The following is an 18729-nucleotide window of genomic DNA, read 5'->3' as shown; positions in this document are numbered from 1 at the left end:
TCCCAAAGGTATATAAAAGATATGAAATTTAAAAAAAGGCAGTCATACTTGCTCAAAATGCCCGATTATTATTGTTTGCCGACATATGTCGGCAATTCTGCCGATAACTATCAACAATATTGCCCATAATTATCAACAAGCTTGCCCATAATTATCGGCAACCAGAATCAACAGCACAAAAACGGGATGTTGACAGTAGCAAATGTTTGTTTATAAGGGGTTTTATTGTACTTTTGCAGGCGCAAATAAATAGAATTGATGCAATACTTCACACATACATTATCAAACGGGCTGCGAATCATACATCTACCGTCCGATTCGCCGGTTTCCTATTGTGGCTTTGCCATTAATGCCGGAACACGCGACGAACGGGAGGATGAGTTTGGCCTGGCGCATTTCGTTGAGCACATGCTGTTTAAAGGGACAGAACGACGAAAAGCCTGGCACATATTGAATCGCATGGAAAATGTAGGAGGTGAGCTAAATGCCTATACCACTAAGGAAGACACATTTGTTTACTCCATCTTTATGGAAGAACATTTCAACCGGGCATTCGAACTATTGTCAGACCTGGTATTCCACTCATTATTCCCCCAGCACGAGATAGAGAAGGAAGTAGACATCATCCTCGACGAGATCAACTCGTACAAAGACTCTCCTTCCGATCTGATATTCGATGAATTCGAGAATCTGCTCTTTAATGGACACGCTTTAGGGCACAATATACTGGGAGAAGAAGAGTCGCTTCTGCAATTTACATCAGAGTCGGCCCGTTCCTTTATCAAACGATATTATGTTCCCTCCAACATGGTTTTCTTCTCGATGGGAAGGACAGATTTCAGAAAGCTAGTCAAGATAGCCGAGAAACTGCTCGGAGACATACCTTCTCAACAGCCTGTAAACGGACGGAAAGTTCCGGAAGCTATCCATCCGGAAAACAAGCATCTGATGAAGGATACCCATCAGGCACACGTCCTGATAGGCGCCCGCTCGTACAGCATGCATAACGATAAGCGAACCGCATTATACCTACTCAACAACCTGCTGGGAGGCCCCGGTATGAATAGCAGGCTAAACATCTCCCTGCGCGAGAAGCACGGTCTGGTGTATAATGTAGAGTCTAACATCACGGCTTATACCGACACCGGCCTTGCCGCAATCTATTTCGGAACCGATAAAAAGAACATAAAAAAAGCTCTCCTCCTGGTGGAGAAAGAGCTGAACAGACTGCGAAACGAAAAACTATCCGACATACAACTATCAGCCGCCAAGAAGCAACTTATCGGGCAATTGGGGATATCCGGTGATAACAAAGAAAGCCTTTTCCTCGGATTGGGAAAAAGCTTTCTGCATTATAATCGTTACGATACTATTCAGGATATATTTGCGCGGATAGAACGCGTTACGACCGAAGAAATACAGGACATCGCCCAAGATATTTTCGATCCGGAAAAACGCTTTTCGCTTATTTACGAGTAAGCGGCCCGCTATCAGGCAGGAACCACTTTCCGAACGTCAAATACAGGATTTACTTCTGTAGAGTCAATCAAATGGTTAATATCATCGATGAGATCGGCATATTCCGAATCGCCGTTATAGATAAGCATGGCGTTAATAAATTTCACAGTATGATAATACGCATTCTCTGCCTGCTTGCGGCTTTTCAGCGTTTCATACGTCAGACATTTACCCGTCAGATCTATCTTATGTAGGTTGATATACTGAGCATATGCCCAATTTGCACATTTCAACAGAGACAGGCTGTCGAAGAATTCTTTTTCTTCAAAATCCGTTTCATCCAACTTAGTCTCCAGGTCTGCGATAATTTTGTTTAGAAGTTCCGTTTTCTCTTCGTCATTCAAGTGGGCAGGATCATCATACACAGCAAGAATATCTTCTATCTTTTTTCCAAGTTGTTCATTTTCTTGCGTACGAATTGCCTGATATGCTTTCAGGCGATTTTCATTTTCAACAGCCATTTTTTCTACCAACTGATTGTTCGGAATAGATTTTAGCGCGACATCATACGAAATAATAGCATCGGCAAAATTTCTTAAAATCGGCTGCAACTTGGCATCTGCGATTTTCTCCATCTTCCCGAATACACTTCTAAAAAAATTGAATGCTCCTTGTTGGCACATTCTTGGTAAATAAAAATCCGCAATCTGTTTCATAACCAAAAAAAAATTCGTTTACAGTTGATTAATTTTATAATAAAGTTTTCATATCAAGTCTAAAACGTCAAATGCGATCTCTATTAACAAAACAAGATTTAAGAGTTATATGTTCGGCAAATATAGTTAATTATGTTAAGATTCCAACTTCGACTCGATTATTTCGTGTTTTTTAGCATTTTTGTTAACATCTTTTCAGTAACAAAAATGTAACCAAATCGTTTCCGGCTTCGTCTTACAATTAAACAGAAGCAGGAAAGGCCAACCTGCATCAAACATAAAATAATCATATGAAACGAATAACAATTTGCCTCATACTGCTTGCCGGTATGATACAGGGAGCTTTTGCACAAAATATAGAGATAAAAGGGATCATCAAAGACCTGAAAAATAAAGAACCTCTAGAGTTTGCCAACATCGCATTACAAACGATCGATTCGGCCTTTATTACAGGCAGCTCGTCCGATTTAAAAGGAAACTTCGCACTTCCCGGTGTACGTCCGGGAGATTATCGCCTGGCCGTTTCCAGCCTGGGATACAAGACACAGTACATAGAGATAAGCAATGTAGACAAAAACATACTTCTCCCCGATATATACCTGGAAGATGAGTCGGTAGCCTTATCGAACGTAACCATCAGCGCTTCAAACCTTAGTAGCCAGATGGATAAAAAAATCATTTATCCATCCGAGCGGCAGACTAAAGCCTCCACCAACGGAGTAGACCTTCTACAGCAGCTTATGCTGCCCAAACTGAAGGTAAACCCTCTTTTCAGCGAAGTTTCCCTGCCGGGAGGAGGCGAACTGCAATACCGGATCAATGGTGTAAAGGTAGAGATACAGGATATTATCGCCCTGCAACCTGCCGACATTATGCGTATCGAGTTTCACGACAATCCCGGCTTGCGCTATGGGAATGCTGAGGTAGTGCTCGATTACATCGTACATCGCCCAGAAACCGGAGGAAGTTTCGGATTCAACCTCGAGAATAGCCCGATTGTTTCCTGGGGAAATAACAGTCTGAATGCCAAGGTTAATCACAAGAAATCGGAGTTTAACGTAAACTATGGCATCAGCCACCGGGATTTCTACCGGATGTGGCGCGATAATGAAGAAACCTTCACCTTTGCCGACGGATCTGTACTGCAACGCAGAGAAGTGGGGACACCAGATCATGGCGAGTTGTACTGGCAATGGCTCAACAGCACATACAGCTATCAGGACGAGCAAAAGATGTTCAGCGCAACCGTGCGATACTACAACCATGACGGACGGCATTGGGACTATAACGGCTCTCTTTACAATGTAGCAAATCCGAACGATGCTGTGCAAATGATCGACCGTTCGAGCAACAAAATTCACCGTCCGGCACTCGACTTGTACTACCAGCACAACCTCAAACATGACCAAACCATCGTGTTAAACGCTGTAGGAACGTATAATTATACCGACAATACAAGATTCTATCAGGAGAGCCGGGATAACGTTATCCTGACGGATGTAAACAACCTGACAACCGGTAAAAAGTACTCGTTTATCGGGGAAGGTATTTACGAGAAGAAACTGGGAACAAACCGGATTAGCGCCGGGCTCCGCCACACACAGTCTTTTTCAGACAATGAATACAGGAACGGAGCCAACTATACGACAGAAATGGGACAGGCCGAGACCTTCCTGTATGCGGAGTTCAAAGGAAAAGTAAAGAAGCTGGACTATTCGCTGGGAGCAGGCGTTACCCGTTCATACCTCAACCAGGAAGGAGACAGTGAAGGCTACGAGTATTACACCTTCAATCCTCGCATCGTACTGCAATACACACTTCCCGGAAAGTCATTCATCCGCCTGAAAGGAGATATCAGCAATGCATCTCCCTCTCTATCCGACATCAGCCATGTGGAACAAACGATCGATTCGTTACAAATACAACGCGGCAACCCGAATCTCAGCCCTTATCTCCGCTATCGTACCGAGCTGACCTACGAATGGCAGAAAGGGATATTCTACTCTAATTTGTGGGGAACATACGAATATCATCCCGATGCAATCATGGATGAGAAACGCCTGGAGGGAAACAAAATCATACAAACCTGGGATAATCAGAAAAACTGGCAACGACTGGCCAGTGCTCTGATGCTTCGCGTAGGCCCGGTAAAAGACATCCTTCAGCTATCGGTTACAGGCGGTGTAAACCACTACATCAGCAACGGAAACACATACCATCACAAATATACCAACTGGTTCATCAACGGGGATATCTCGGCTACTTATAAGAAGTTTACTTTAGGAGGAGGATTATTCACCAACTGGAACTGGTTTTACGGTGAAACCATGTCGGGAGGCGAAAATATACACTATATGATGCTTAGCTATAGACACAAAAACCTGTCCATCACAGTAGGAATGTTTAATCCTTTTGCCGACAACTACAAACAGCAAAACGAGAACTGGTCGAAATACGCATCCTATCACAGGAGCACTTACATCAAAGAAAGCTCACGCATGTTGCTTGGCCGCTTAACCTGGAACTTCTCCTTCGGAAGAACATTCAAGGCGGGACAAAAACGCCTAAATAATACCGATGACGACTCCGGAGTAATGAGTAGCGGAAAGTAGCTAATCAAACGATATATACGCCTCTAAGCGGATTCTCTCTATTTTGTTGAATTCTTCTAATAAGAGCAGATTCTCCCAACCGGAGAGTCTGCCTTTTTGTTTACGTAACCGGCAAATAGCGCGTGCCTGCTTATAATTCAGGTAAGGATGCTTTGGCAACCATTCGCAAGAGGCTTTATTGATCGGTATTTTCGCGATAAAAGAGGTGTCGGCATGGAACCAGCCCTGTAAAGCCTGATATCGTTCTTCGTCCATTCCATAGACTTCCTGCAACTGAGAAACGGAATAGAATCCTCCCAGCAAATCCCGGTATTTCACAATCCGCGAAGCAAAAACAGAGCCAATACCCGGCACCTTCTTCAGTACTGTTGTATCTGCCGTATTGAGCTCTACAATCGTTCCCTGTGAATACTTCTCGGGCTTGGAATACGTTTTGACCGGGCTTCGCCTGCTAGTAGATTGTTTCTTTGGAGAGGGCACCGGAGCAGGTATTCTCGCCGATTCCACCGTCTTTTCACTCGTTGTATCCACAGGTACAGGCTGCGGAACGTTTTCGGGATGGACAATATATGTGGGCACCACCTCATCCGGCACGGAGCGGCCATCGCTTATAATTAACAAAATCCAGGCCATTACTATCAGGATCAATAATAAGGTTAGAGCCTGTCTTTCCCCTTTAGAGAAATACAATAAATCACGCCATTTCATCATGTCAAGGTTTTAAAATATTTTTAATTGAAGCTATAAAATCAACCGCCTGCCAGACCTTTAACCCACCGGATAATACCCAGTTCATGCAGGAATATAAGGGCAATAGCTACCGGAGCCACATACTTCATAAAAAACGCATAGGTATTGAAAAAGTGGAAAGAAATGCTTCCTTCGTTTGTCAACTCAGCTTTCAATATTTTCGTATCGACCCGCCTGCCGACAAAGATACAGATTAACATCCCCCCGAAAGGCAGCATGATTTTAGCCGTCAGATAATCCAGGAAGTTAAAGAAAGTAAGCCCGAATATGGTATATTCCTTCCATACACCCATAGACAAAGAGCTGACAACACCCAGAATCAAGACGCCAAGCGAAACGAGAAGAGCTGCTTTGCCACGCGACAATTTATGTTCTTCCAGCACATAAGCGGTAGCTACCTCGTGCAATGAAATCGTAGAAGTAAGAGCTGCCAGGACAAGCAGTATATAAAAGATAAACGACCAGACACTACCCCAAGGCAGTTGTTCAAACACGTTCGGAAGTGTAATAAACACCAGTTCCGGACCGGCGGTAGGCTCAATACCAAAGCTAAACACAGCCGGAAAGATCATGATACCGGCCAGCAAGGCCACCAAGGTATCCAGGATAGTAACCTCCAGAGCGGTTCGTTGTAAATCCGTTGTTTTCGAGAAATAAGACGAATAAGTAATCAGACAGCCCATCCCGATACTGAGAGAAAAGAAGGCTTGCCCCATCCCACTTAATATCACGGAGGAGTCAATCTTGTCGAAGTGCGGGTTAAACAAAAAAGACAAACCTTTTTCGGCGCCATCCAGAGTTACCGAACGAACGCACAGTACGACCAGAATCAGGAATAGCAGAGGCATCATTATTTTGGAGGCTCTCTCGATACCTTTCTTCACTCCGGAAACAATTACAATATGTGTTATAGCGATGAAAAGGGCAGTCCAGAATATCGGACGAAAGATACCGGAGGAAAAAAGACTAAAATCTTCGGCAAACTCAGCAGCAGACTTACCACTCAATGATCCGGTAGCTGCTTGCGTTAGATACTCCAATGTCCAACCTGAAACAACAGAATAAAAACCCAATATCAGGAAAGCAGCCAATACACCATTATATCCTATGAGGCTCCATTTTGAACCCGGCGCCAATGCCTTGAACGCTCCGGCTGCATTTCGGTGCGTGTGCCTCCCAATAAAGAACTCCGTAATCATAACAGGAAGCCCTAAGCCCAGAATACAGATAATATAAACAAGCAGGAAAGCTGCTCCCCCATTCTCACCCAGCATATAAGGAAAACGCCAGATATTACCCAAGCCTACAGCAGAGCCTACCGTCGCTAATACAACACCTATTTTACTGCCAAAAGTCGGCCTGATATTTTCAGTCATAAGCTTATATCTTCTTTATTCTATGATTACACCGTCTTTCATGTGGATGATACGGTCGGTATGCTGAGCCAGTTGTTCATCATGCGTAACAATGACAAAGGTTTGCTTCATCTTGTCACGAAGCTCAAAAAACAGGGCATGTAACTCTTCTTTATTTTTCGTATCCAGGCTACCTGAAGGCTCATCCGCCAGAATAACTGCAGGGTCGTTGATTAAAGCACGCGCAACAGCCACCCTTTGTTTCTCTCCACCGGATAATTCGGCCGGTTTATGTTCCATCCGGTCGGACAACTTCAGGAAATCCAGAATATCTTTTGCTTTCTTTTCTGCTACCTGCGGCTTTTCTTTTCCTATCAGAGCAGGGATCATCACATTCTCCAAAGCGGTGAATTCGGGGAGTAATTGATGAAACTGGAAGACAAAGCCGATATTACGATTCCGGAAAGCCGCCAGTTCTTTGTCTTTCAAACGACTGGTATCCGTATCATTAATAACCAACATTCCACTGTTCGGCATATCCAAGGTTCCGATAATTTGCAGCAAAGTAGTCTTCCCGGCACCGCTTGGGCCAACAATAGCAACTATCTCACTCTTGGCAATATTCAGGTCTATACCTTTTAACACCTGCAATGACCCGAAACTTTTCTTTACTCCTCTTGTATGTATCATGGGTTACAAATTACGTATGACATAAGACGCCAGAAAGCATCCGAAAATAGCCGGCATATAAGACACAGTCCCCGTAGTAGTCCGCTTACACATCTCGCCTTCTACTTCCACTACAGCTTCCATATTGGCTATTTCTGTAGAAAATACTACCGGTATTCCTTTGTTGATCCCTTTCCCCCGCAGGCGTTTGCGCACCGCTTTTGCCAGGTTGCAATTCATGGTTTTCGAGATATCGGCTATCTTTATTTGCGACGGATCGATCTTCGCTCCGGCTCCCATAGAAGAGACTACCGGTATCTGCTGTTTCACGGCATGATAAAGCAAAAACACCTTCGGACTAAGCGAATCTATCGCATCTACTATAAAATTAAAACGGGCAGAAGCTATTACCTCTTCCGTCCGTTCATCTCTTAAAAATTCGTTGATTATTGTCAGTTCCAGCTCCGGATTAATATCCAGCAAACGTTCACCCATCACCTCAGCTTTCGACTTTCCTAAGGTAGAATGCAAGGCCGGAATCTGACGATTTATGTTGCTTTCATTTACAGTATCGGCGTCTACAATTGTCATCTTACCAACACCGGCCCGGCAGATCTGTTCGGCAGCATAAGCGCCCACGCCTCCCAAGCCAACAACCAACACGTGGCAGCGAGACAGATAATTCGTCCTTTCGTCGCCAAGTAATAATTGGGTACGGGTATTCCACGGGTAATTCATGCTCTTATTTACTTCTGCATACAAAAGTAATTAAAAGTGATTACTGGTAGATATATTTAGACCACAATAAATTATTATTATACCAGGCATTCAGCTGTGTCAGGCTGCTTTGAAGCGGATAAATCGTTAATCCCGAATATTCTTCGATAGGTATTTTTTCATATCCATTCTGGCAAACAACTACATCGGAAGAATACTTGTTGACAACGATTTTATCCAGGCATGCCGTAAAGCGGGCATACTGGTCGACAGTTGCTATTTCCCGGATATAGGCGCTCAAGTCGTACAATTTGGTAGGCGCATACGGCAAATAGGATAAGTACTGTATATCACTGAGAGGAAGCGAAAGAAGATCTTCCTCTCCTACTGCTGCCATTATTTCTTTTACGATTGTCGCCAATTCATCCAGGGCTTCTGTCTTAACAACAGATACATTGCCGTAAGAAGACGGGACATAATACTCTTTAAAGCCTGCCACTACTCCTTGTAGATCTGCCTCCGTAGTGAACAAACAAGGCAATATCTTAGCATAGGGGAAACCGGCACGTAATATTTCAGACGGAGAAGATACGATGTAATCGGCTCTATCCTTTAGCTCGTACATACATTCAATGGCTCCAAAAGAACACACATCGAAGAGCAAAAAGTCAAAATGGAAACCGGATAAAGCCTCCTTCAGTTCATAAATCTCCATGTTTTTACCGGATTCTTCGCCGAAGGAACGGAGCATCGTTGAATAATTCGTAGGCAACCAAGCCGTACCATGACTTGAGAAGATCATGCCATAGCCATCCGAAGGATACATAGAAACCACCTTATCTACAATTTCATTCATGGTTTCCACCGCAATGGCGCTTTTTCCTTCATATTCTGCGATCATGCTTTTGCCAACCACTCCGTTTTCATCCGTTTTTATCTCGTAAAGTTCAGCTTTATCTTTGCTTGTTGAGAAAAAAACTACCAAATGTCCTCCATTCAGGTTTTCCGGAGTGGCAACGGAAATCATATCTCTGATATTTTCATTTATATTTCCGGTCAAATTACTTCCTACAACGTAAACTAATACCGTACGTTTAGGTGATAAATCGGGCTCTTCGGCCTTGTCTGAACAAGAAGTAAAGGCAAATAGAAAAACGATTAAACAGTATAGGTACTTTAATTTCATTCTTTGTTACATTAATTAGACAACAAAGATACGACTTTTTATATAATTCTGCAAAATGCACGACGTTTAGTCATCTTTTAAAGAGCTTTTACTCTTACAATGAACTTTTTATTTATATTTGCAGTTTAATAAACGTTGATAAACATAAAAGTAGTATGAACAAAATATGGTTGAGCCTCCTGTTTGGCGTATGCATAATTTCCGCAATAAATGCACAACAAATAGCTATAAAAAGCAACCTTGTATATGACGCAACTGCATCGATAAATATCGGAGCTGAATATGCTATTAATAAAAGAATCTCTGTTGATTTATCCGGAAACTATAATGGCTGGGATGTAGGTGATAAATCCTGGAAACACTGGATGATACAACCGGAAGCTCGCTATTGGTTATTCGAAAGTTTTAACGGACATTTTTTTGGCGTACATGCAATGTATGCAGACTATGATATCTCACGACTGGATTTTTCTCTTGCCGATTTTAAACGAAAATATCAATACGTAGGTACAGCCTACGGAGGAGGTGTATCGTATGGATACTCCCTGTATGTTACCCCCCGTGTAAACATTGAATTTACAGCCGGGATTGGTTATTTGAATTTTGAATATGATAAAACGCTCATCAAAAGCCAGCAATTGGAAGGACGTTTTACCAAAAGTTACTTTGGACCGACAAAACTCGGCATCAGTATCATTTACATTATAAAATAAAACTATGAAATCTATATTTACTATCATCATAGGCATTATAATACTTGGCTTTTCTCCGCTTGTACAAGCCCAGGAAGCCGGAACCGTAACGGTAAAATTAAATGCCGCAAACCTGAAAGGGCAAACATTAAATCTTGATATGGATATCAGGATTAATCACGTATATATAGGGAAACGTGAAAGTTTATCGCTTACTCTGGCCTTGAAAAAAGGGAATAATATCGAGTACCTGCCGGCAGTAATTATCAACGGGGCAAACAAACGGAAAATGTTTGAACGGGCCGTTAATCTGTACGGACTGGAAGCTGCCAAAGGCGATGCGTATGCCGTCCTTAAAAACGACGAAGACCTGATTCAGTTCCTGCCTTATAAAGATGCATTTGCCTACCGTTCCTGGATGAACAACTGTCAGCTCCTGTTGATCGGAGAAGTGCTTGATTACAACAACAACGTAAAAGATTCCTTTACCGATGTATTGGAGAAGTCTTTGCGTATCACTAATGCAAATAGCCCCCGCCGGACAGCAACTCGTACAAATACAGTTGCCCCGGAGCAAACACAGGACAAGCCGATTGTAAACAAAACGCAACCGACTCAGAACAGCCAGGTTCAACAACCTCAGACAAAACAACAGCAACAGGAGCAATTACCTACTCTCAGATACAGACAAGGAGAGTATCCTTCCCAACAAATCAGAAAGTAGTAACATTATCCGCGCGGAGCGCCCGGGGGGATTTCCCGAAATTGGATCGACAGAAATGCGAGAAGTTCGCTAAAGATTCAAAACCGTGTTTAGTACTAATGTCGGTTATCGACATGTCTGTTGTAGTTATATCATTAAAGATATCCAGCTTCTTTTGCTTGAGCATCCATTGATACACAGGCTCATCAAATGTTTCTTTAAACAGCCTCCTGAAGGTAGGGACGGTGTAGCCACCTAACTGGGCAAAAGCCTCAACATCCTTGGCCTGCTGGTAGTTGTTCATAACAAAATAATGGAAGCTTCTTCCGTGGCTGTAAATAGGAGAATAAAAAGCCGACAAATCCTTTATCGTATAATAACTGTTCAGCAAATAGAACAACTCGGTTTGTTTTGCTTGTATCAAGCCGGCACAAAGCAAATCATCATTGAGCAGCAATTTCATACCTTCCAGGTAATGACGCAAAAAAGCACAAGTCTTCATAACAGAAGAGGCAGGAGTTACTCCTTCCACAAAACTCAGCCCCGCCTGAAAACGGGAATCACAGACATTCTGCAGCCTGTCGAACAAATATAACACCGATTCTACCGGAGTATGTATCCTGAATTCCACAGACGAACCAACCGGCTGAAGAATAAATTGTCCTTCTCTCAGGATCGTATCGGGATGCTCATTGCTATTCACCCATACCTCTCCCTTCAATATAAAATACATGATATTCTGCGAGCATCTTTCCTTGGGAAGGAATATGCCACGGGGAAAACTGCGAAACTTGAAAATGCCCTTCCTGAACTGTCCGCAGGAAGCACAATCGGTATATTTATTGCATCTTTCTTCGAACATATTATAGTTTCAGTTTAATTCTTTCGCCTTTACTCTCGTTATGGTAGCGGTCTACAGCCGTTACAACCACACGAAAGCTATCTTTACCCTTGTTCCGGTAAGGCAGGAAACAAGCCGCATCCTGAGTAATCTCGAAGATACATTTCGGATTATTCAAATCCACCTTTTCGCCCTTCGCAAAGTAATATACTACATAATAATGAGAAGTTGAAGCAGCATTCCAGTTTAGCATGATCCCGTTTGCTTGCTTTTCTACCTTCAGGTTTTTAACCATTTCCGGACTCCGGTCATACATATTCGTATAGGCCGGGATCAGAGCCGGATAGCGATGATAGTGTTGCTTCAGACTGTCGGCTACGCCTTTGTTGTTCCACAAGATCTCATTGGCAGGCCAAAAGCAATTTCCCCCTACATGCGGATACGTACGGGCATATTCCATCTTTTGGGCTAAATGATCCGATTTCATCGTACGGGCAACATCCTGCCCGATATATAAATGAGCATCCCCGGCATGCGCGTCCCACCACTTGATAAGCGGCACATAGTCGGCCGAAGCATGTCCGATCTCCCAGTAAAGCTGGGGGATGTTATAGTCTATCCAGCCTTGCTCTACCCAACAGAGCACATCGGCATATAAATCGTCATAATTTTGAAGCCCGCTGGTTTCGCTGCCTGAGCCATCAGGTGTGCTTTTCTTGTTACGATAAATGCCAAAGGGGCTGATACCGAAACGCACCCAAGGCTTTGCAGCCTGTATCGTTTGCTTGAGTTCTTTTATCAGGGTATTTACATTCTCGCGCCGCCAGTCGCCACGCGTTGCTTCGGTATAGCCTTTAGACTTGCCGTAGCGCTCAAAACTCTTATCGTCGGGAAAAGGAACACCTGCTGCCGGATAGGGATAGAAATAATCGTCCATGTGGATGGCATCCACATCGTAACGGCTGACGATATCCTTCACCACATCGCAGATAAAGTGCCTATTCTGCGGCTGGCCGGGATCAAAAAGTATCTGATTATTATATCTGACAAAACGTCCCGGATAGGTGTTTACAATATGCGACTCGGCAAATTCAAGAGTAGCCGAAGCAGCTGCCCGGTAAGGGTTCAGCCAGGCATGGAATTCCATATTGCGTTTGTGGCATTCGGCGATCAGAAAAGCCATCAGGTCGAAGTTACCTTCCGGCGCCAGCCCTTGTGTTCCGGTATAAAAACGGCTCCAGGGTTCCAGCTCCGACAGATAGAAGGCATCCGCCTCGGGCCTTACCTGAAATACAATCGCATTGATCCCACAATCCTGCAGAAAATCGAGCTTACGAACGAAGTCGGTCTTCATCTGAGAGGGGCTCATATCCTTGTATTCACCTTGAAAAACCGTCTGTATCCAAGCGCCTCGAAATTCTCGTTTGGGTATCCTGTCTTTATCTTTTAATCGCTGGCGCGAAGTAGCGCATCCTGTCAACAGACAAAATACAATGAACAATAAGAAGTATATATATCTTCCACGCATAAGTACGCTTGTATCCGTTTTGCTATCACAAAGGTACACTTTATATTCAAAATATTCATTATTTATCAAAAACAAAGTGTGCTTCCTTTTTCGCGTAAGTTTCACTCATTTTTATCCAAAGAACAAAAATTTCATCCCGATGAGAATTTTTTCTCACCCGCATGAGAATTTTTTCTCAACGCCATGAGAAAAGATTCTCACCTAGGTGAAACTTTTAGTTTCACCCCATGAAAAATAGCGAAACTCACCCGCAAACAGCTGGATATGAAGACAAACAAGCATTAGCACAGCAGCAAACGCCAACGGCGTATCTGGGATAAAGCTCATATTACAATCTCCTGTTTTTATTCCGCCCGGATTACCTTGGAAGGGTCGGTATTGGCGGCTTTTGTTATTTGAATGATGAGTGTGAGTAAGGATATAGCGGCTGTAACGATAAAGGCTACGACAAAGAGCCACCAGGCAATGGAGGCCTTATGGGCAAAGCCTTCCAGGTACTTGGTGATGGCCAGCCAGGAGATAGGCGCAGCGATCAGGAAAGCAAGTCCCAGCAAGAGGTAATATTTCCGTAATAACAAGAGCAGGATAGCTCCCGAAGAGGCTCCGTTCACCTTTCTTATGGCAATCTCGTGATAGCGTTGCTGGATGTCAAACAGTGACAAGCTAAACAATCCCATCGATGAAATCAGGATAGCAATGATGGAAAAGAACGTCAGGATATGAGTCAGCATCCGATCCGAATCATACAGCGCTTTCACTTCGTCTTCCAGGAATTGATAGCTGAACGTATCACCGCTTATCTCCCCATACACTTGCCGGAGCCAGCTGATCGTTTCCTGCTTCTTGTCTGGTATGATTTTCACCAACAAGGAGGCCTGAGAGTGTTTGTAATAATAAAAAATAAGAGGAGGAACGGCTTTGGAAAGATGCCCGGTATTGAAGTCTTCTATTACCCCTATAACACGGTATTCCGGACGGCGATCCTTGTCAATACCGCTATACCAGACGAAAAAGCCATCGGAAATAACAGTTGCCTTATCTATATCCGTTATTCCTAATACGGCTTTTGCCGATTCGTTGATAATAACATTAAAATCCTCAAAACTATCGATCGAATCGTCCCAAATACGACCTACTTTAGGTTTGAAGCCTAAGATACGGAACTGGCTTCCGCTACTTACGTCTGCCGAAATATTCATACGTTCTTTCCCCGGAACATATACAGAATACGGAGTAGAATTGATATTGGAAGGGGTATTGGCAAAGGCATAATCAAGAACTAATGGAGATTCTTTCAGCGCTTTCTCCACATACTCCATTTTCCTAAAGTATTCATTCCAGGCATCCATCGAATTACTGTTCGGAGATCGAAGCGGAGGTATCTTGATTATATTCTCTGTTTCATAGCCTAAATCCATATTCATCATAAAATTCAGCTGTCGAATAAAGAACAGTGAAGAAATGATTAAAGCTATCGTAATGGTATATTGGCAACATAAAAACAAGCTGCGGGAGACAACAGAAGCCCCTGCCCTGTTCACCGAGCGTATCGATGTAATCGGACTAGCATACATATACCGGATATAGGGATAGAGCGATGTAACCAACGGTAGGATAAAAAGAATACCGACAGACAGCAGTATGTTAAAAGAAAAGCTACTACGCGTCGGAAGCCCAATATAGGCATGGAAAAGAAGGGAGCCCAACTCTACTAAGACCCATGCGATGAAAAGGGCTATACCCGTCATAACTATATTTTCGGCATACAACTGCATAGCCAACTGCCTCTTGTTGGCCCCAAATACTTTTTTCATGCCAAATTCACGCGCCCGCTTCAGCATCAAGACAGTATATATATTGACAAAGTTGAAAAGCCCGATAAACAAGATTAACAAAGCAACACCAAAGAGTAAGAGCAAATAAGTAATATTTCCCGTTACTTTTTTCGGTAAAAAGGTAATGAGCTGATTGTCAAAATAGAGCTTCTTTAATGGAAAGAACTGAACCTTGTAACGATCCTCCTCTCCTATTTTCTTGAATTGATCATAGCGGGCATTCAGCGCTTTCACATCACATCCCTTTCTGAGTAATACAAGATGATAAGAGCCAACCAATTTATCATCCTCTTCATGCGAACTTTCTACCATGTCAAAAGAAAACGAGATCTTTGTTCGTGGCTTTCCAAAAACACCTGTAACCGTCAACAGATCACCTTTGGAAGAAACGATTGTTTGCCCGATAGGGTCTGCCTTGGCAAACAATTTATCCGCCAATTCTTCCGAAACGATCACTTCGTCCGGACGAGCCAACAGGGGGCTACCATTGGTTTTCAGGATAGGAAGAGTCAGCAACTTAAAGAAGTTCGTATCAGCAGCAAAAGATGCAGCAGAATACGACTGTTCATTCACCATAATCTGCCCGTCAAACGGATAAAAGACAGACATCATCTCCACATCTTTGTCTTCCAACGGATTGGGAGACATCCATCCGGCAGTCTTTCCACTACCAGTGATGCGCACATTATGCGTCTGCTCTTCCTCGTATGTAAGAAAACAAACTCTGCCGATATCCTTTATATAATGGTCGGTAGAATACTCGCTATATACATACCTGAAAATAAGAATAAAACAAGCCAAAGCAAGCGCCAGGCCAAGGATGTTTACAGTTGTATACAACCGAAAACGTAACAAAGAGCGTATCCCTAATTGAATGACTTTCATGATTTTTACTATCAAATACGTTTTGTTTATTTCAGAATTAACTCCTGGGCATCTCCAAAGGTAGCATATCCGGTGACAATTACTTTGTCGCTGGGCTGTAATCCGTTGGTGATTTCGTATTGTTGGGGATTTTGCCGTCCGATACTGATGGGGGTTCGTACGGCTTTCGTACCTTCCTTGTTCAGTTTGTATATCCATTGGCCTCCGGTGGATTGAAAGAAATCTCCCCGGGGAATAACCAAGGCGTCTTCCGGCTGACCCAGTTCTACCTGCACACGAAAGCTCTTCCCGATACGGATATGCTCCGGCAAAGCCTCGGTGAAAACAAGGTCTACATCAAAGCTACGGTCTTTTACTTCGGGGACTACTTTCGTGATCCGCAGCGGATACTTGCTGCCTTGCCAACTGACAGTAGCCGGAAGTCCGGTGGTGATGCGGTCGATGTAATACTCGCTCAGGGAGGCGTGTATCTTAAACTGGTCGAGCACTTTAATCTCGGCAATACTCTCGGCGCTCTGCACCTGCTGGCCGGGGGTTACCTTTACAAAACTAAGTTGCCCGGAGATCGGGGCGCGGATGATTAGTTGCTCCATCCGGTCGAGCGCCCGGAGGTATTTCTTCTGCTCACGCTCCAGGTCGTTTTTCTTCAGTTCTTTGCGCAAGACTGTAACGGCGCTATCATGCCGTAGGCCTTCCAGTTGCAAAGCAGTACTTTGCGTTTTATAGTCGAATTCATCGCGTTGCAAATCCAGTTGAGCTTTGCTTTTTACGCCCATATTAAACTCTTCCTCATCCAGGGCAAAACTCTTTTTCAGGCGATCCAGCTCATAGCTTGTCTGCAGGGCCTGTTGCTGTAGGTTGATGCTTTTCTGCTCCATTTCTATCTCTTTTTCTTTAAAGGAGATGAGTTGCTTTTCCCATTCGTCGCGCTGATCGTCAATGATGCGGACTAAGTCTGGATTGGTCAATGTAAGGATGGTATCCCCCTTTTCAAGCATGGCTCCTTCTTCGGCAATAATCCGTTCTACGCTGCCTGTTTCGCGGGTGTTGATCTTGATGGTCAGAATGGGTTGCACTACGCCCTCTACGTCTACATACTCAAGGAACTTCCCGGCAACTGCCTCGCCTACGATCAGGTTGTCGGCATCTGCCCTCAACTTAGAACCTCCGGCAGCAACCATCCCCACATAAATAAGCAGTGCCACAAAGGCAATCCCGCCAAGGATATAATACCGGTAGCGATAATAAGCCGATTTCTTTTTTATCGGTTTATCCATGTTGTTTCAGTTATTGATTTATTCTTTTCAAAATCGTATCCGGTGAGGCTTCGCACGCCGTAATACAGATTCCAGTAATTGTATAAGGCTGTGATGTAGGCTCTGCGTGCCGTGTCTTTCTCTGTGATAGAAGCCTTTAAATCGAGGATGTCGGACTTTCCCAGCAGGTATAGGCGTTGCGCTACTTCATTACGACGCCTGGCTGTCTGGTCTGTTTTCTTCGCGATACGTACTTTGTCGGTCTGTAAGTTGAACTGTTTCACCAATTTCAGCACATTTAGCTCAAAGTCGGTTTGCTCCTGGGCTACTTCCGTATATACCTTGTCCCGGTTGCTGACAGCTACTTGCACCTTGCCTTTGCCTACGCCCCAGTCTACTATCGGGATACGGATACCGATGCTCACCTGCTGCTGATCCATCGGGTCGCGATAGCTTTTTTTCAGCTTTTCATCGCTTTGCGTCAGACCAAACTGCACGTACAGATCGGCTCGGAAGCCCCTCTCCGCCTTTGCCAAGGCAACGGCACTTTCGCTTTCCAGCTTCCGCCGCTGTAAGGTTTCCAGTTGCGGATTGTTCTCGTATGCCGAAACCAGCGCCCGGTCGATTGGGACACTAAAAGCGGGAACAGCCTCTTCTACATCAACAAAGAGGTAGACATTTTCATTGATCCCCAGATAGCTCCGGAGCTCCTGGATGTAATCGTCCATTTCGATCCGTGCATTCATCATATTGGTCTGCTCTGTCAGGAGGTTAATCTCTAATTGCAGCATCTCATTTTCGGTGATTGTCCCGATGTTGTATCTCCCTTGGGCAAACTGGTAAAGGGTATCGGCATTGGCATGATTGAAGAGGGCGATCTCCCAGTTTGTTTGTGCCGATGCCAGTTGAAAAAACTTCAAAGTTGTCCGGGCAGCCACCAGTTCAAGCGCCTCAACGAGTGTTTTCTTCGCCTCCTCATAGCGTACCGGCTCTATCTTTTTGTCCCATTTCAACGTATTATAGCCAAACAGATTCTGCTCATAGCCTATAACTATGGGAGAGCTCTTGTAAGAAGTAATATCATTCTCAAACATATCCAGACGTTGCAAGGCCGTATTTACATATAAGCTACCTCCGGTAAAGGGAATATTTTGGTTAATTGTCAATCCGCCATCCACCGAAAGCTGGTTCCGATGAACAAAATTGTCCGTTCCATCGGGATTGGTAACTGTACTGATCGAACGGTTCAGGTAGGGATTGGAAGTAAAAGTCAGACTCGGCAACAGGTTCGCCTTAAACGATCGCCAGTTCCAGTAAGAAGCCCGAAAACTATGCCGCGACGCAATCGCCTCCGGAGAGTGCTCCTGCGCCATCCCTATCGCCTCCCGCAAAGTAAGCCGAAGCGTATCCTGCGCCTGCAACTGCAAAGCGGCAAAGCAAAGAGCCAATACCAATAATCGTATATCCATGCGTTTCATACAATAACTGAAACAAAACGCATGCCACAGATATAATCAGCTGAAATT

At 44.0% G+C, this 18729-nt stretch carries 15 protein-coding genes; 4 read left to right on the top strand and 11 right to left on the bottom strand.

The window, feature by feature from the left end; genetic code table 11:
• Positions 1-258: 258 nt before the first annotated feature.
• A complete protein-coding gene (locus M2470_RS02830) occupies positions 259-1479 on the top strand; it encodes a pitrilysin family protein (RefSeq protein ID WP_280743486.1) in 1221 nt (406 codons plus the stop codon).
• 11 nt (positions 1480-1490) lie between these two features.
• On the opposite strand, the gene M2470_RS02825 is transcribed toward M2470_RS02830, so the two are convergent.
• On the bottom strand, positions 1491-2093 hold the full coding sequence (locus M2470_RS02825) for a DUF6261 family protein (protein ID WP_280743487.1): 603 nt from the start codon (positions 2091-2093) through the stop codon (positions 1491-1493).
• Positions 2094-2464: 371 nt separating this feature from the next.
• On the opposite strand from M2470_RS02825, the gene M2470_RS02820 reads away from it, so the two are divergent.
• A complete protein-coding gene (locus M2470_RS02820) occupies positions 2465-4786 on the top strand; it encodes a TonB-dependent receptor (protein WP_280743488.1) in 2322 nt (773 codons plus the stop codon).
• Here the strand turns inward: M2470_RS02820 and M2470_RS02815 are convergent, their stop codons facing one another.
• Genes M2470_RS02815 through M2470_RS02795 form a run of 5 tightly spaced genes read right to left on the bottom strand, consistent with a single transcriptional unit; the run spans position 4787 to position 9463 of the window.
• Positions 4787-5494, bottom strand: a complete 708-nt coding sequence (locus M2470_RS02815; RefSeq protein WP_280746455.1) for a helix-hairpin-helix domain-containing protein — start codon at positions 5492-5494, stop codon at positions 4787-4789.
• Between the two features lie 41 nt (positions 5495-5535).
• A complete protein-coding gene (locus tag M2470_RS02810) occupies positions 5536-6912 on the bottom strand; it encodes a sodium-dependent transporter (RefSeq protein WP_280743490.1) in 1377 nt (458 codons plus the stop codon).
• 15 nt (positions 6913-6927) lie between these two features.
• Entirely contained in the window at positions 6928-7581 is a 654-nt protein-coding gene (locus M2470_RS02805) for an ABC transporter ATP-binding protein (protein WP_280743491.1), read from the bottom strand.
• Between the two features lie 3 nt (positions 7582-7584).
• A complete protein-coding gene (locus tag M2470_RS02800; protein WP_280743492.1) occupies positions 7585-8298 on the bottom strand; it encodes a tRNA threonylcarbamoyladenosine dehydratase in 714 nt (237 codons plus the stop codon).
• A 40-nt stretch (positions 8299-8338) separates the two neighbouring features.
• Positions 8339-9463 carry a clostripain-related cysteine peptidase gene (locus tag M2470_RS02795; RefSeq protein WP_280743493.1) on the bottom strand — a complete coding sequence of 375 codons (1125 nt, stop codon included), beginning with the start codon at positions 9461-9463 and terminating at the stop codon, positions 8339-8341.
• A gap of 155 nt (positions 9464-9618) precedes the next feature.
• On the opposite strand from M2470_RS02795, the gene M2470_RS02790 reads away from it, so the two are divergent.
• Both M2470_RS02790 and M2470_RS02785 read left to right on the top strand, forming a co-directional pair.
• Complete coding sequence (locus M2470_RS02790) at positions 9619-10176, top strand: DUF3575 domain-containing protein (RefSeq protein ID WP_280743494.1); 558 nt, start codon at positions 9619-9621, stop codon at positions 10174-10176.
• A gap of 4 nt (positions 10177-10180) precedes the next feature.
• Positions 10181-10879: a DUF3868 domain-containing protein gene (locus M2470_RS02785; RefSeq protein ID WP_280743495.1), complete on the top strand. Its 699-nt coding sequence runs from the start codon at positions 10181-10183 to the stop codon at positions 10877-10879.
• Here the strand turns inward: M2470_RS02785 and M2470_RS02780 are convergent.
• From M2470_RS02780 to M2470_RS02760, 5 genes are all read right to left on the bottom strand, one after another.
• On the bottom strand, positions 10869-11720 hold the full coding sequence (locus tag M2470_RS02780) for an AraC family transcriptional regulator (protein ID WP_280743496.1): 852 nt from the start codon (positions 11718-11720) through the stop codon (positions 10869-10871). The genes M2470_RS02785 and M2470_RS02780 overlap by 11 nt on opposite strands.
• A 1-nt stretch (position 11721) precedes the next feature.
• Entirely contained in the window at positions 11722-13227 is a 1506-nt protein-coding gene (locus M2470_RS02775) for a family 10 glycosylhydrolase (RefSeq protein ID WP_280743497.1), read from the bottom strand.
• Positions 13228-13571: 344 nt separating this feature from the next.
• Positions 13572-15947, bottom strand: a complete 2376-nt coding sequence (locus M2470_RS02770; RefSeq protein WP_280743498.1) for an ABC transporter permease — start codon at positions 15945-15947, stop codon at positions 13572-13574.
• 26 nt (positions 15948-15973) lie between these two features.
• The gene (locus tag M2470_RS02765; RefSeq protein WP_280743499.1) at positions 15974-17224 is read right to left on the bottom strand and encodes an efflux RND transporter periplasmic adaptor subunit; all 1251 of its coding nucleotides are present in this window, start codon (positions 17222-17224) and stop codon (positions 15974-15976) included.
• Positions 17209-18672, bottom strand: a complete 1464-nt coding sequence (locus M2470_RS02760) for a TolC family protein (protein WP_280743500.1) — start codon at positions 18670-18672, stop codon at positions 17209-17211. Before M2470_RS02760 ends, M2470_RS02765 begins: the two co-directional genes overlap by 16 nt.
• Between the last annotated feature and the right edge of the window lie 57 nt (positions 18673-18729).

Source organism: Parabacteroides sp. PH5-46, from assembly GCF_029892785.1.
Lineage (GTDB): Bacteria > Bacteroidota > Bacteroidia > Bacteroidales > Tannerellaceae > DFXE01.
This window is presented reverse-complemented; position numbering and strand designations above follow the sequence as displayed.

Excerpts from the sequence above, each read along its gene's own strand:
- M2470_RS02780 (WP_280743496.1), bottom strand. The coding sequence starts at position 11,720 with ATGTTCGAAGAAAGATGCAATAAATATACCGATTGTGCTTCCTGCGGA.
- M2470_RS02810 (WP_280743490.1), bottom strand. The coding sequence starts at position 6,912 with ATGACTGAAAATATCAGGCCGACTTTTGGCAGTAAAATAGGTGTTGTA.
- M2470_RS02790 (WP_280743494.1), top strand. The coding sequence starts at position 9,619 with ATGAACAAAATATGGTTGAGCCTCCTGTTTGGCGTATGCATAATTTCC.
- M2470_RS02800 (WP_280743492.1), bottom strand. The coding sequence starts at position 8,298 with ATGAATTACCCGTGGAATACCCGTACCCAATTATTACTTGGCGACGAA.
- M2470_RS02830 (WP_280743486.1), top strand. The coding sequence starts at position 259 with ATGCAATACTTCACACATACATTATCAAACGGGCTGCGAATCATACAT.
- M2470_RS02770 (WP_280743498.1), bottom strand. The coding sequence starts at position 15,947 with ATGAAAGTCATTCAATTAGGGATACGCTCTTTGTTACGTTTTCGGTTG.
- M2470_RS02765 (WP_280743499.1), bottom strand. The coding sequence starts at position 17,224 with ATGGATAAACCGATAAAAAAGAAATCGGCTTATTATCGCTACCGGTAT.
- M2470_RS02795 (WP_280743493.1), bottom strand. The coding sequence starts at position 9,463 with ATGAAATTAAAGTACCTATACTGTTTAATCGTTTTTCTATTTGCCTTT.
- M2470_RS02805 (WP_280743491.1), bottom strand. The coding sequence starts at position 7,581 with ATGATACATACAAGAGGAGTAAAGAAAAGTTTCGGGTCATTGCAGGTG.
- M2470_RS02785 (WP_280743495.1), top strand. The coding sequence starts at position 10,181 with ATGAAATCTATATTTACTATCATCATAGGCATTATAATACTTGGCTTT.
- M2470_RS02775 (WP_280743497.1), bottom strand. The coding sequence starts at position 13,227 with ATGCGTGGAAGATATATATACTTCTTATTGTTCATTGTATTTTGTCTG.
- M2470_RS02815 (WP_280746455.1), bottom strand. The coding sequence starts at position 5,494 with ATGAAATGGCGTGATTTATTGTATTTCTCTAAAGGGGAAAGACAGGCT.
- M2470_RS02820 (WP_280743488.1), top strand. The coding sequence starts at position 2,465 with ATGAAACGAATAACAATTTGCCTCATACTGCTTGCCGGTATGATACAG.
- M2470_RS02825 (WP_280743487.1), bottom strand. The coding sequence starts at position 2,093 with ATGGAGAAAATCGCAGATGCCAAGTTGCAGCCGATTTTAAGAAATTTT.
- M2470_RS02760 (WP_280743500.1), bottom strand. The coding sequence starts at position 18,672 with ATGGATATACGATTATTGGTATTGGCTCTTTGCTTTGCCGCTTTGCAG.